At 69.3% G+C, this 13,643-nt stretch carries 13 protein-coding genes and 1 pseudogene; 10 read left to right on the forward strand and 4 right to left on the reverse strand.

Going from position 1 to position 13,643, the window contains the following annotated elements:
* Positions 1-255 precede the first annotated feature (255 nt).
* From ACNPQM_RS09505 to ACNPQM_RS09515, 3 genes are all read right to left on the reverse strand, one after another.
* Complete coding sequence (locus ACNPQM_RS09505; protein ID WP_418083657.1) at positions 256-1,572, reverse strand: MFS transporter; 1,317 nt, start codon at positions 1,570-1,572, stop codon at positions 256-258.
* Positions 1,569-2,177: an ArsR/SmtB family transcription factor gene (locus ACNPQM_RS09510; RefSeq protein ID WP_418083659.1), complete on the reverse strand. Its 609-nt coding sequence runs from the start codon at positions 2,175-2,177 to the stop codon at positions 1,569-1,571. The genes ACNPQM_RS09505 and ACNPQM_RS09510 overlap by 4 nt, the downstream gene beginning before the upstream one ends.
* Before the next feature lie 324 nt (positions 2,178-2,501).
* Entirely contained in the window at positions 2,502-3,200 is a 699-nt protein-coding gene (locus tag ACNPQM_RS09515) for an SDR family NAD(P)-dependent oxidoreductase (RefSeq protein WP_418083661.1), read from the reverse strand.
* A gap of 315 nt (positions 3,201-3,515) precedes the next feature.
* Between ACNPQM_RS09515 and ACNPQM_RS09520 the strand changes: the two genes are divergently transcribed.
* The 10 genes and pseudogenes from ACNPQM_RS09520 to ACNPQM_RS09565 all read left to right on the forward strand — a co-directional run bounded on the left by ACNPQM_RS09520 (position 3,516) and on the right by ACNPQM_RS09565 (position 12,365).
* Positions 3,516-3,734, forward strand: a complete 219-nt coding sequence (locus ACNPQM_RS09520; RefSeq protein WP_418083662.1) for a hypothetical protein — start codon at positions 3,516-3,518, stop codon at positions 3,732-3,734.
* A gap of 514 nt (positions 3,735-4,248) precedes the next feature.
* On the forward strand, positions 4,249-5,172 hold the full coding sequence (locus tag ACNPQM_RS09525) for an NADP-dependent oxidoreductase (protein ID WP_418083663.1): 924 nt from the start codon (positions 4,249-4,251) through the stop codon (positions 5,170-5,172).
* On the forward strand, positions 5,169-5,933 hold the full coding sequence (locus ACNPQM_RS09530; RefSeq protein WP_358860232.1) for a GNAT family N-acetyltransferase: 765 nt from the start codon (positions 5,169-5,171) through the stop codon (positions 5,931-5,933). The genes ACNPQM_RS09525 and ACNPQM_RS09530 overlap by 4 nt, the downstream gene beginning before the upstream one ends.
* 229 nt (positions 5,934-6,162) lie before the next feature.
* Positions 6,163-7,356, forward strand: coding sequence for a PP2C family protein-serine/threonine phosphatase (locus ACNPQM_RS09535; RefSeq protein ID WP_418083664.1), 1,194 nt, complete (start codon positions 6,163-6,165; stop codon positions 7,354-7,356).
* A gap of 108 nt (positions 7,357-7,464) precedes the next feature.
* Positions 7,465-8,136 carry a TetR family transcriptional regulator gene (locus ACNPQM_RS09540; RefSeq protein ID WP_358860234.1) on the forward strand — a complete coding sequence of 224 codons (672 nt, stop codon included), beginning with the start codon at positions 7,465-7,467 and terminating at the stop codon, positions 8,134-8,136.
* Positions 8,133-8,906 (forward strand): SDR family NAD(P)-dependent oxidoreductase, encoded by a 774-nt coding sequence (locus ACNPQM_RS09545; RefSeq protein ID WP_418083665.1) that lies wholly within the window; start codon positions 8,133-8,135, stop codon positions 8,904-8,906. The genes ACNPQM_RS09540 and ACNPQM_RS09545 overlap by 4 nt, the downstream gene beginning before the upstream one ends.
* A gap of 28 nt (positions 8,907-8,934) precedes the next feature.
* A pseudogene (locus ACNPQM_RS09550) lies at positions 8,935-9,120 on the forward strand (NAD(P)-dependent alcohol dehydrogenase); the annotation flags it as partial.
* 109 nt (positions 9,121-9,229) lie between these two features.
* Positions 9,230-9,559: a DUF6191 domain-containing protein gene (locus tag ACNPQM_RS09555; protein WP_358860236.1), complete on the forward strand. Its 330-nt coding sequence runs from the start codon at positions 9,230-9,232 to the stop codon at positions 9,557-9,559.
* A 297-nt stretch (positions 9,560-9,856) separates the two neighbouring features.
* Positions 9,857-11,344 (forward strand): FG-GAP repeat protein, encoded by a 1,488-nt coding sequence (locus ACNPQM_RS09560; protein ID WP_418083666.1) that lies wholly within the window; start codon positions 9,857-9,859, stop codon positions 11,342-11,344.
* 514 nt (positions 11,345-11,858) lie between these two features.
* The gene (locus ACNPQM_RS09565; RefSeq protein WP_418083667.1) at positions 11,859-12,365 is read left to right on the forward strand and encodes a DUF664 domain-containing protein; all 507 of its coding nucleotides are present in this window, start codon (positions 11,859-11,861) and stop codon (positions 12,363-12,365) included.
* Between the two features lie 134 nt (positions 12,366-12,499).
* Here the strand turns inward: ACNPQM_RS09565 and ACNPQM_RS09570 are convergent, their stop codons facing one another.
* Positions 12,500-13,606: a bile acid:sodium symporter family protein gene (locus ACNPQM_RS09570; protein WP_418083668.1), complete on the reverse strand. Its 1,107-nt coding sequence runs from the start codon at positions 13,604-13,606 to the stop codon at positions 12,500-12,502.
* Positions 13,607-13,643: the final 37 nt, after the last annotated feature.

Consider the following 13,643-nt stretch of genomic DNA (forward strand, 5'->3'; position numbering starts at 1 on the left):
TCCGTATCGACGGGCTGTTGAGTCGAAATCGATTCCGGACCGGGCAGCGGGGCGGGGTGGTCGCGCGGGTGTCCCACGACGGTGTGGATGACGGCGGGGGAATCCTGCGTCGTGCAGGCCGGCCGTTCTGCGCGTAGTTGTGCTGGGCTTTTGGCCCCGCCCAGTGCCCCTGAGCGACGGCGTCCCCGCAAGGATGTGCCGTCCGTCAGATCTGAAAGGCACTGCTCGAATCCGGGCTGGACCATGACCGGCGGGTCAACAAGGTACTGGTCGATTGTCGCCGTCCGCGTCACCAGCGCTGTCCACGGTGTGGTTCGGAGCCAAGGAACGGATGTGAGGGATTGGTGAGGGCAGTAGCCAGAGCAACGACAGGGCTCCGCCGGCGGCGGCGATGAGGAGGGTCGCTCTCAGGCCGATGACGGTAGCAAGTAGCCCACCGACGATGGCGCCGACGGGGCGTATGCCGTAATTGATCGTGCTGTACGCGCCCGCCACGCGACTGCGCATGCCGTCGGGGATCACCGTGGCCTGAAGGGAGTTGAGGTTGACGTCGAACAGCATCACGCCGAAGCCCGAGAGGAATTCGGCCGCGGACAAGGCTCCGGCACGGAGCCAGAGCGGGCCGTCTGCGGCAGCGGCAATGGCGATCGGCGCCGGGAACAGAAACGCGCCCACGACGATGCTGCGCCCCACGCCGAACCGTCGCGAGATCATCGGGGCGAACACCGCGCCAAGGAGGGAACCGGTCGCGCCGATCCCGAACGCGATGCCGATCACAGCCGCCGATAGTCCGAGGCTCCGGTTGGCGAACAGCACGATCAGCCCACTGCCCGCGACAAAGGTGAAGAAGTTGACGGTTGCCGCGCATCCGAGAGCCGCCCGCAGCACCGGGTGACGGACGACGAACGACAATCCCTCTCGGGCACGTTGCACCAGCGAGGGCGCCGTCGCGTTGCCGGGAGCGGCAGGCGGTTCATCGACCGAAATCCGACCGATCAGGACCGCTGACATCAGGAAGGTCAAGGCATCCACGGCGATGGTGACGGGTGCGGTCAGCGCCTGGACCAGAACGCCACCGATGGCCGGACCGGCGACATACGATGCCGATCGGCTGGTGCTGAGCTTGCTGTTCGCGTCGACGTAGGACGCGCGCGGCACGAGGCGCACGAAGAAGGGCGGATAGGCGGTGTTGAACAGCACCCCGGCAGCGCCCATCAGTAACGCCACCGCATACAACTGTCCGAGCGTCACCGCCCCTGACAGGTAGGCCGCCGGGACACTGAGCAGCACTGCGGCGCGCACCAGGTCGGCAAGGATCATCAGACGGCGCTTGTGGGCTCGGTGGTCAACCCATGCCCCCAGGAAGATTGCGAGCAGGTTCGGGGTCCAGATCAGTGCGGTCAGCCACGCCACCTGGTTGGCCGAAGCGTTCAGGGCGCTGATGGCGATCAGAGGCAGGGCCAGTTCCGTGATCCGGTCGCCGAACTGTGAGACCGACTGACCGGCCCAGAAGCGGCAGAACCGTCGATCCCGCCACAGCGATATCGCAGCGGTCTGCTCCGAGTTGTTCACGGTGTCTGCCCGGTCTGCTCCCCGGAACCTTCCGGCAGGACGTAGCGCATCAGTCGGACGCCGCGGCCGTCGGTGGGCCGCTCGGCCGGGTCACGAGTGACGTACGGCGCAAGAATGCGCTCGATCCCGTCCTCGATGGCGGTGAGTTCCTCAGCGGAAACGACGACGCGGGTGTTGGCCAGCCCGGCCAGCCTGCGCCACGCTGGATCGAGTGCAGGTTCGACTTCGGCAGCCCATCTGCTCGGGAAGTCGGCATAGCGCTGGAACATTTGTTGCGACAGCACCCGCGCGGCTGACTGGCCCTCCTCATCGGCCGGGTCCTGGGGCGTCTCGAATCGGAAGCCGCGTGCTACTGCCTCCCACCGCCGTTGGCGGCGGTCCGGGCCGGGCTCACTGTCGCGGACCAGCCCAAAGCCGGCCAAGTGGCGCAGATGCCAACTGGTCACCGACGGCGTTGCTCCCACGTCGGGCGCGAGTTGCGTGGCAGTCGCGGGCCCGTGCCGCTGAAGGTGGTCAAGGATCGCCAGCCGCACCGGATGCGCCAACGCACGCATGGCTTGCGGATCAGTGATCTCGATATCGCTCAGACGATTACTGGAGTCCATGATGTGAGAGTCTCCTCTCAAAATGTGTGAGAGTCAACTCTCACATCGACGGGTTGAGTGACCGTGGATGTATGAGGTGTAGTCAGGCACCTGCGGCGGCCTGTTGCCGAGCCATGATGTGGGCGAGTCGGCAGGAATCACTGCCGATCACGCCGTTGGGGCCAGGGATGCCGTCCACTGCCATGGGGAGCTCAACTACAGTTTCCGGTCAGCGCGGTTCGTGGACCTGGCAGGCGGCTCACTCGACTGGTCCCGGCGGTTCGCGAAACGCAGGCGGTGAGTGCATGAACGTTCACCCCCTGCTCGAGGCACTCGAAACACGCCCTAGGACCAGGCGATCTCGCCATGCCGGTCGACGAGGCGTCCGGAGCCGGCGCCGGGCTTCTCGGTGGCGAGGCCGACGATCGCATCCGTGCCCTCGGTGACGGTCTGCGGGCCGCTTTGGCCGGTGAGGTCGGTCGCGGTGTAACCGGGGTCCGCGGCATTGATCCGGATATCCGGCAGAGCCTTGGCGTATTGGGCGGTCAGCAGCGTCAGCGCCGCCTTCGAGGCGGCGTACAGCGGCGCGATGACCTCGGATTCGGGCCGCGAGGGGTCGCGGGTGAGGGCGAGCGAGCCCATACCGCTGCTGACGTTGACGATGACCGGATCTGGTGACCGGCGCAGCAGCGGCAGGAACGCACTGGTCACACGTACCGCACCGATGACATTGACGTCGAAGACTCCGATGGCCTCAGTGCCAGTGAGGGTGCTGGGGTCGCCTACGGGGCCGGGGATGCCGGCGTTGTTGATCAGCACGTCGATCGCGCCCTCGTGCTCCGCGACATCCGTGGCTGCGGCGGCCACCGACGCGTCGTCGCTCACATCGATCGGGACGAACCGCGCTCCGAGCGCGGCGGCGGCCTCAGCGCCCCGCTCCAGGTCACGGGCGCCGACGAGCACGGTATGGCCGAGATCGATGAGGCGGCGGGCGGTCTCGCGGCCGAGACCCTTGTTGGCTCCGGTGATGAAGGTGATGGTCATGCATCCATGGTTCGGCCAGCTGCGGGTGCCGGCCAGCCGGGCTGTCGGTCGACTACATCGTGCCTGGCCTGTCCCGTTGAAGATGAGCTGTTGGCAGAAAGGGGCGGAGCTGCATCCGATGCAGCAGGCTGCAGGGTCCAGGAAACCGCGATCCGCAGGTGACAGGCGTCCGCTTCGCCACCGTCCGCAGGCCACCTACCAGCGGCTCTTGCGTCCAGCTGAAGTTATCTCAACAATGTTGCACCTGATGCGGGATGAAGGACGCGACCGCTCGTCGGATGATCGGCCTCAGCGGGTCCCAGCGGCGGCCGTGGAATGGCTGACACCGAAGACCGCACCCGCGACCTGCTGCGTGAGGTTCTTGCGCATCAGGCAGGCCACCAGCATCACCGGCTGGTACAGCCCGATCGCCGCGGGCCGTCCGCCCGGCCTCACGACCTCGCCGAGCAGTTCCGCACACGGCCCGTACGGGACTTCGTCTACCCCCTGCTGACGTACACCATCAGCGAGAGCGATCTGATGCCGCCCGTCTGACCCTGAGGGATTTTGAATAACCCTCAGGGAAGGGCGGTGCTGCTTGGCTGCTCCCGTCCCGTCCAGACCGGGCGGGACTGGGAGTGGTCGGCAGATCACTCGTTAAGTCGACGGCAGGCCAGGCGCACAGCGGAGAGGATGCCGAGCTTGACGAGGCGTTTCAGCTTGGCGCGGGTGCCTTCGATGTTCTTGGGCAGCAGAACGTTCATGTACTCACCGCCTGTGTTTCGCGCCAGGTGGGGGGCGTGCCGGTGAGGCGGCGGGCCATGACATGGGTCATCGCCCAGTAGACGCGGGAGGCGGAGGAGGGGCGGTGCACGTCACGCAGGCCCCCACGTCTGAGCGACCTGCCGGGGCCGCCCCTCAGCACCGCATCTGCGGGTCGGCGGTGCATCGCGACCCTGTGAACACTCCGGCACCCCGGGAATACGTGCATGCCGAATGGACTTTTCGCTGCTGTAGTCAACGGTGGCGGTGCGGACAGCCGGTGCCATGAACCGGAGCGAGGGAGCCCATGCCCAAGGCGTACGTATTCACCCGCAGCGGCGGACCTGAGGTGGAAGCCTTCGTCGAGCAGGAGGCACCGACCTCTGGACCCGGGGAGCTCCTGGTCGCGGTCCGGGCGGCCGGAGTGAACCCTGTCGACTGGAAGCTCCGCAACGGGTACATCCGGCCCGGCGGCACGGCACCGGAGTTCCCCGCGGTGTTCGGCAGCGAGGTGGCCGGGACCGTCGTGCGGGTCGGCCCCGGTGTCGAGGGGTTCGACGTCGGGGACGCCGTCTTCGGCAACCCGCTGAGCGGTGGGTACGCCGAGTACGCACTGCTGCCCGTCGCGGTCACCGCGCACAAGCCCGACAGCCTGTCGTTCACCGAGGCGGCCGTGCTGCCCGTCGCAGCCGCCACCGCCTACGACGGCCTCCGCCAACTGGACCTCGCGCCGGGCTCGACGCTGCTGATCACCGGTGCCGGGGGCGGCGTCGGCGTGGTCGCCGTACAGCTCGCACGCCACTTCGGCCTGCGGGTCGTCGGCACGTCGAGCCAGGCCAAGAAGGACTTCGTCGAATCGCTCGGCGCCGTGCACGTCCCGTCCGGCCCCGGTGTCGCCGCACGCGTACGGGCGGCGGCACCGGACGGCATCGACGCCGTCTACGACCTCGTCGGCGGCGACGACCTGCGGTCCCTGGCCGAACTGGTCACGGACCGGAAGCGGCTGATCAGCGCCGGAGGCAAACCCCTGGCCGTCGAGCTCGGCGGGGCAGCCGTGGCCCGCGCCCGTACTGCGGCCGTTCTCGACGAGGTGGCCCGCCTCGCCGTCGACGGAGCCTTCACGGTCTGTGTGACACAGACTTTCCCGCTCGGCGAGGCGGCCGCGGCGCTGCGCGCAGTGGAGAGCGGACACACCCGCGGCAAGATCGTGATCGAGGTGGCCGCCGCATGAGCGCCCCGCGCCTCACCACTCGGTCCGGACACCCGCTGGACAACCCGGCCCGCGCCTCGCTGGCCGGACCGCACGCCCACTTCGCCGAACGCCGGGGCCGCGTCCTGCGCTACCCCACCGATGTGGCGCCCTGGTTCGCGCTTCCGGACATCCCGGACGCCGACGACTGGGCCGACGCCGCCGCCCTTGCCGGGCCCGGCGCATCCCTCACCCTCACCGCTCTGCGCGAACCGCCGCCCGGCGACTGGGAGATCGCCTTTCATGCCGAGGGCGTCCAGATGGTCGACGCCGACGTGGCAGCAGCCCCGGATCCGGAGGCCGTCCGCCTGGGGCCGGCCGATGTGCCGGAGATGCTCGCCCTGGTCGAACGCACCCGCCCCGGACCGTTCCTGCCGCGCACCGTCGAGCTCGGTACCTACCTCGGCATCCGGCGCGAAGGGGCACTCGTCGCGATGGCCGGGGAGCGGCTGCACCCGACCGGCTACAGCGAGATCAGCGGTGTCTGCACCGACGAGTCCGTACGAGGCCAGGGATTCGCCGGCCGGCTCGTGCTTGCCGTCGCGCACGAGATCAGGGAGCGCGGCGACATCCCGTTCCTGCACGCCTCCGCGACCAACACGAACGCGATCAGGCTCTACGAGTCCCTGGGCTTCCGGCTCCGCCGCCGGACGTCGTTCCTCTCTGCCGTCGTACCGCGGCAGCTGCCGGAGTCCGGGCGCGCCAGTGGCACGGGTGGTGCGCGGGTGGCAGCCTCGTACTGACGTGTGAGCCGTCTCTTCCTCCCCGCCGGGTGATGGTGTTCCCGCGACCGGTGTCACGGGAAGGACCTTCGGCCCGGGACTTCCGGACCGGACACCCCCGGCAGGCGCCGACCGAGGACCTTCGGCCCGGCCCCTGAGGCCGTTAGCCCTGTGTCCCGTTCTTCCGATTCCAGGTGCACTGGACGGGAATGCCGGGAAAAGGCCGGCACCAACACGAGGAGGCAATGCCGTGACGATCGGGCACGAGCGCGCGGCGGCCGAGCGGAGTGCGGCGGTGCCGGGCACCGATGCGGGGGAGGCCGCGGTCTTCGCTCCCCGGGTCGGGGACGGCGTGCTGTTCGGCGGGCTGTTTCTGCTGACCACCGTGGTCCTGATCCTCGACGTGCGTACCGGTGAGGATCTGCGGGTCGTGCCGCTGCTCGTCGTCGTGCCTGCCCTTGTCTCGGTCTTCGGCACCATGCGGCAGACGGTGTACACCGCCGCCTGGATCATGGCGGTGGTCGTCACCTCCCGGCTGGTGTCCGGAGGGACGTTCTGGGACCTCTTCGTCGGCGTCGGTTTCACGGTCCTGGCCTGTGTCCTGGGAGTCGGCGCCTGTGCGTTGCGGATCCGCCATGCCGTCGAGATCGCCCGGCTGCGCTCCGCGGCCGTCGCTCTTCAGAGGCAGATCCTGCGCCCACTGCCCATCCTGACCGGCCAGGTCGTCGCCGACGGGGTCTATGCGCCGATCGAGGAGGACCGGCTGGTCGGCGGCGACATCTACGAGGTCGTCGAATCACCGTACGGAACCCGGGTGATCATCGGCGATGTGCAGGGTAAGGGGATCGCCGCGATCGGTGCGGGGTTTGCCGCGCTCGGCGCGTTCCGGGAAGCGGCCATCCGCGAGCCCACCCTGACCGGAGTCGTGGACGCCCTGGAGGACGCGGTCGCCCGCCACAACGCCTTCTCCGCCCAGACCGGAGAGATCGAACGCTTTGTCACGGCCCTGGTCCTCGGCTTCGAGGGCGAGGATCGCGTGGAGGCCGTCAATTGCGGTCATCTGCCGCCCCATCTGCTGCACGACGGCGCGGCAGCCGCTGTCCCGCTCCGCCTCACCTCTGTACCGCTGGGCATGGCGGAGCTCTGCAGCGAGGCACGCGGCGCGGAGCGGTTCGACTTCCCGGCCGGTGCGACGCTGCTGGCATTCACCGACGGAGTGACCGAGGCCCGCGATGCCTCCGGTGCCTTCTACCCACTGGACACCCGGCTCGGCCGTTGGGCTGCGTACGAACCGCGTGAACTGCTGAACGCGCTCCATGCGGACCTGGACGCCTTCTCCGGCGGCGTACGGCGCGACGACATCGCGATGCTCGCCCTGCGCAAGGCGTCGACCGGCAACCGTCGCCGACAGGCCGGGGCGATGTCCGGTCTCGGGGCGCCCTGAGGGCATCGCAGACCTTCACTGGGCGGTGACGGAGAGGCGAAGATCGATCCAAAATGTCTCGGCGAGACTCATGTCGCGTCGGGACATTTGTAGGTGTACTGTGCAGCTATGAATCCGGAACGGAAGACCCCGGAGAGGCGAAGCCGCAAGGCCCGTCGTACCAGGGACTCACTGGCGCAGGCCGCGTTCGAGCTCGTACTCGACCGGGGTCTGAAGAACGTGACGGTCGAGGAGATCGCGGAACACGCGGACGTCGACCGGCGCACCTTCAGCCGGTACTTCACGAGCAAGGAAGCCGCAGTCCTGGACCCGCTCCGGGGCGACGGCGACCGGATCAATGACGCCCTGCGCGCCCGCCCCGCCGACGAACCCCCGCTGACCGCCTACCGCCGCGCCGTCCTCGACTGGCTCGAAGACCCCGAGGCGCAGGCCTGGCACCGGCGCCCCCGGATCTTCGACCTGCTGGTCGTCGCCGAGGAGGAGCCGACCCTCTACGCGGCGTTCCACCACATCCGGGTGGATGCCCAGGAGGACTCGGTCGCCATCATCGCGGAGCGGCTCGGCGTCGACCCACGGCTGGACATCCGTCCCGCCGTCACGGTCGCCGCAGGCGCAGGTGCACTCCTCGCAGCCCAGGCCGCCTGGGTCCGCGGCGGACAACCGGACGCCCTGCCCCGACTGGTAGGGCAGGCCTTCGACGCCCTCTGCGGAGAACTGCTGGCGCAGCTTCCCGCCGGGCCGGCGCCGCACAGCACGACGGAAGGAAACGAACCATCATGAGCCCGTCTCTCACCCCCGCCGACCAGGAGTTCGCCGGCCGGACCGCCCTCATCACCGGCGGTGCCTCCGGAATCGGACTGGCGCTGGCCCACCGGCTGGCCGCGGGCGGCGCGGCCGTCGTCGTCGCCGACTACGACGTGGAGAACGCCCGCAAGGCCGTCGCGGAGCTCGAGAACGCCGGCGCGAAGGCGGCTGCCGTCGCCATGGACGTGACCGACCCCGCCTCCGTGGAAGCCGGCGTGCAATTCGCCGTCGACACCTTCGAGGCCCTCCATCTCGCCGTCAACAACGCGGGCATCGGCGGCCCGAGCGCCCCGACCGGCGAGTACGCCGTCGAGGACTGGGGCCGGGTCGTCGCCACCAATCTCAGCGGAGTGTTCTATTCCCTGCGGTACGAGCTCCCCGCCATCGTCGCCGCGGGCGGCGGAGCCGTCGTCAACATGTCGTCGATCCTCGGCACCAACGGCTTCGCCGGATCCCCCGCCTATGTCGCCGCGAAGCACGGCGTCGTCGGTCTCACCAAGACGGCGGCCCTCGAATACGCCGCACACAACGTCCGGATCAACGCCGTCGGCCCCGGCTTCATCGACACGCCCCTGCTGCGCAACACCGAAGGCCCGGCCCGCGACCACCTCATCTCGCTGCACCCGGCCGGACGCCTCGGCACCGCGGAGGAGGTCGCCGAACTCGCTGCCTTCCTGCTCTCCGACCGCGCCTCCTTCATCCACGGCAGCTACCACCTGGTGGACGGCGGCTACTCCGCGTCCTGAGTGGCGGACGGGGTACCGAGAGCCGGAAGAGGCGACCGTGACCTCCCCGTACCGGGGATCGCGCTCCGAGCCGGCCGAGGTCCTCGGCCGGGCCCGCGCCGGATCGGTCGAGGTCCACGTCGAGACGTACACCCTGGACGAGGCACCGCCGGCGTACGCGAGGCTGCACCACGGCGAGATCAACGGCCGCGTGGCCATCCTCCCCAACGGCTGACTTCTCCAGTGGTACAGGAGGGAACGCGGGCCGTCGCCGATGGGCGACGGCCCGCACTCTCGTGCCCCGGAGCGATGCGTACGCCAGGTGCTTCGGCGATACTGGCCCGATGGAATTCGTCGCACTGATGACGCTGCCCGGGCTGGTGATTGGGCTGACTCTGGTCGCGTTTGTCGACCAGTTGATGCTGCGCGCCGGGCGGGCGGGGGTGCTGCCGTGGCGCAACGGCGCGCGCCAGGGTCAGGTGTCGGCTACCGGATTCGAGCAGCTGCACGCGACCTTCTCGCCGGGCAAGCAGAGCGAACTCAAGGAGCGCCAGAGCGCCCTGCTGCTCCGTGACGACGAGGAGGACGGTGCCCCGCCGAACCGCTCCACCGTCGACCTCGACGGCGGCCGCGCCGTCATCCGTCCGGCAGCGGCCACCTCCTCGCAGGGCTGAGGCACGCTCTGAAGCGCTCTCTTTTGCGCCGCGCCTTTCGGGGGCCACGGCCGTGGGGAGGCCCAGCTGCGCGGCAGCGGTGGCCGCATGTCAGGTGACGGGGACGTACAACCAATTGCCCTTGCTGCCGGTCTACTTGGCTGCAGTCCGGGAATTCCGCCCATCGCCTCCTCCATCACCGCCTGATCCTTCTCGCTCGGCGGCGGCACGGTCGTCTTGACCACGACCCTGGCGTGCTTCGGTGCGGCCTTCACCTACTGACCCCGACGAAGCGCAGCACAGAGCACTGGGAGTGACATGAACAGACGTGCACTGCGATGGAAAATCGGACTCGTCGCCGTGTTCGCGGTGAGCAGCGCCGTGATCGCCCCTGTGATCGCGCACGCGCAGGGGAGCGGGACCGGCCGGGTCGCCCCCGTCGCGGAACTCCCGGACGACTTCAACGGCGACGGATACTCCGATGTGGCGGTACCCGCGCCCTCGGCGCGCGTCGGCAGCAAGGCGAAGGCCGGATATGTGGCTGTGATGTACGGCTCGTCGACGGGCCTGAAGGCCTCGACCAAGCAGGTGTTCCACCAGGACAGTGCCGGTATCCCTGACGTCGCCGAGGCCGGGGACGCGTACGGAAGTTCGGTCACCACCGGTGATCTGGACGGCGACGGGTACGCGGATCTGGTCATCGGTGCCTCCGGCGAGGATGCCGGAACCGTCACCGACGCGGGCTCGCTGACGGTGATCTGGGGCGGCCCCAAGGGGCTGTCGGGTGCCGGTTCCGTGAGACTGGCTGTCGGCGACGGGACCTACGACAGACTCGGGAGCACGGTCAGGGCCGGAGACTTCGACGGGGACGGCGACATGGACGTCGTCGTGGTCGAGGACTACCTCGATCTGCGTGTGCTGTCCGGGCCGTTCGGCCGCGACGGCTCGGCGCAGGGCACGGTCCGGATCACCGACACGGACGGCATGCGGCTCCTGGACCTCGCCGCGGGCGACATCAATGGCGACGGGGTGACCGACCTTGCTGCGGTCGTCAACTCCCTCGACGAGTTCGACTGGCGGCACATCGTCTACTGGACGGGCACGAAAGCGGGACTGACCGCACCCCGCGCGGTCAAAGGTGCGAAGGGCTACTGGCTCGAGGGCGGTGAGAGCCTCGCCATCGGCGATGTGAACAACGACGGCATCGAGGACATCGTCGTGGGGCGGGCGGTCGACGGCTACGACAGCGACCTGGACATACCGACCGCCAACGGCGGCATGATCACCTATGTCCCGGGCAGCAGATCGGGCCCGGTCGGTACGCGGGCGAAGGTCTTCAACCAGGACAGTGCGGGCATTCCGGGTGTCGCCGAGAACAACGACGCATTCGGTGACTCCGTGCAGGTCGCCGACATCAACGGCGACGGCTACGACGACGTGTCGATCGGTGTCCCGGGTGAGGGCTTCGACGGCAAGAGCCAGGCAGGCTCGGTCGTCACCCTGCGCGGTACGGCCTTGGGCCTCACCGGCAAGGGCGCCAAGAGCTACTCGCAGGACACCTCGGGGGTACCCGGCGTCGCGGAGAACAACGACCGCTTCGGGGCGGCCACCAAACTGGTCGACACCAACGCCGACGGTCGCGCCGAGCTGATCGTCGGCGCGCCCGGCGAGAACGCCGACGCCGGCTCGGTGTGGGTGTTCAAGTCCACTGCCTCCGGGGTCACGCCGACCGGTTCGTTCACCTTCGGCGCGGTCACGCTCGGCACGGTCGCCAGGCGCGCGCAGCTCGGATCGACGTTCAACTAGGGCGGTTTCGAAAGCCCGTCCGCCAGGCGGCGTCTGGCCCGCTCCAGACGCCGCATGGCCCGCCCTGCAGGCGGACGACGCTGTTGCGACAGGCTGACTCGCGCCGAGCCGCAGGCGGCGGTAGGCAGGTTCGGCCGGATTGTTTCCGGGGCGCTGCGGGAGTGACGGAACCGGCCCCGACGCGGGGCCGGCAGCCGCCCGTGAACGGCTCGGGCGTCAATCGTCCTGCCGTTGAAGTTCCCCTTCGCCGGGAGGAGTTCGGCTGACCGGACAGGCCCGGCCTCGCGCAGGAGAATCCCGGAACACCCCCTGTACACGGCAGTACCGATTCGGAGATCCTCTGTACCGTGATCGACAGGACGAACGATTCCGCGTGGCCCAGGGGCATGGACGCGATGTGTAAGAAGTTGTCAGCCCGAGGCGTGACACTGCTGAACGGCTCGATGGACCGACCGTGGGGAATACGCACTGAGAGCCTTCGTGACGCCGGCGGTCACATGTGGGAGATCGCCCAGTGACCGCGGCGCCGGACACGGAGATCCGGACGCTCCTGGCCTTCCTGAACGGGCAGCGCCGGCATGTGCTGGGGATCCTCGACGGGCTTGACGCCGATGCGCTGAACAAGCCTGTGCTGCCGTCCGGGTGGACCTGCCTGGGACTTGTCCAGCACCTGGCACTCGATGTTGAGCGGTTCTGGTTCCGAGCCGTCTTCGTCGGCGACGAGAACGTCATCGACACTCTGGACGACACGGAGGACGCCTGGGAGGTGGCGTCCGACACTCCGGCCGCCGACATCCTCCATCAGTACCGCACAGAGACAGAACTCGCAGACGCCGTCGTCACAGCCGCGACGGCGGACGCCCCGTTGGCTTGGTGGCCCCACCACCTCTTCGGCGAACCGCACCTGCACACTCTTCGGGATGTCCTGCTCCACGTCATCACCGAGACTGCCTGCCATGCCGGCCACCTCGACGCGGCACGAGAGCTCATCGACGGACGACGTTGGCTGGTCCTGACATAGGTGGAGGGCCTGACACAAGAGTCGGCCACCCCCTCACCACCCGGGACCCCGTGAGACCCGAGAGGCGTAGGGAGACCTGCGGGAAAGGGGTTGTCCCGTAATCCTGACGGGTGCACGGGATGACGGGACAGCCCTTACGCTTCGGACGCGGCGGCCCTGCGGCGCAGCATCGAGTCGGCCAGACCGGCACCGCATTTCTGGAGCAGGCTGTACGCGAGGACCGGCAGCAGCACGTGAGGGCTGCCGGACAGGTTCGTCGCCGCCAGCACCGCACCGGCGCTGCTGTTGTTCATCCCGCAGGTGAGTGTGATCGCCACGGTGTCGGCCGGGTCGGCCCGTACCGTACGGGCGAGGCACCAGCCGATCGCGAACGACGCCGCACACAGCACAGCGGCCACGACCACCGACGCCACCAACAGCGCGGGCCGTGGGCTCAGCAGGAACCCGCCCAGTGCGCCCGACGCATTGCTGTAGGTGAGCAGCAGTGCGTCGACCAGCCCGAGCAGCGCGATCCACGGCAGATGCCGTGCGAGCGCCCCGGCGGGCAGCACCCGCTGGACAACGAGACCGGCGACACACGGCACGATCACGCTGATCACCGCGAACGCCCCGCCGTTCACCGCGGCCAGCCTCGACAGGTCCTGTGCGTAGTGGCCGACCGTCACCATCGAGGCCGCCGAGAGCGTCAACGGGATGGTGAACGGGCTCAGGAGCGTGGAGGTCAGGACGATGCCGACGATCAGCGACTGGTTGCCGCCCGCCCGGCTTCCCCAGACCGTGGCGCCGCCCGCAACCGGCATGGCGCCCACCAGGGCCAGTCCCGTGAGGAGCCCGCTGCAGCCGTCCGTGTCGGGGAGCCGTCCGAGCGCCACCGCCATGCACGGCAGCAGTGCGAGCGGGATCAGCGTATTGGCGAAGGTTCCGACCAGCAGCGGCAGCGGTCTGCGCAGGAGTCGCGGCAGGTCCCGGGCGGGCACCCGTAATGCCGCGGTGAAGAGCAGCCAGGCGAGGAGGAGCGACGGCAGCGTGAGCGGCGTACGGGCCCCGCCGGGTGCGGACACCGCGCCGAGGTCCAGTTGCCGCATGGCGAGACCGGCCTGCGGTAACAGGGCCGCGGCGGCGTAGGCGGCCACTATCGCCCAGGTCAGCCGATGCTGAAGGAGCGCGAGCGCACGCGTGACGGCGGGCGGACGCGTGACATGGTCGGTTCGGACGAGGGGCACGACCGGCGGATGGGGCATCGCACTGGACCTCTGTAGAGGGGGACCGGGACCAGCA

This window comes from Streptomyces sp. NPDC056231, assembly GCF_048270745.1.
Taxonomy (GTDB): domain Bacteria; phylum Actinomycetota; class Actinomycetes; order Streptomycetales; family Streptomycetaceae; genus Streptomyces.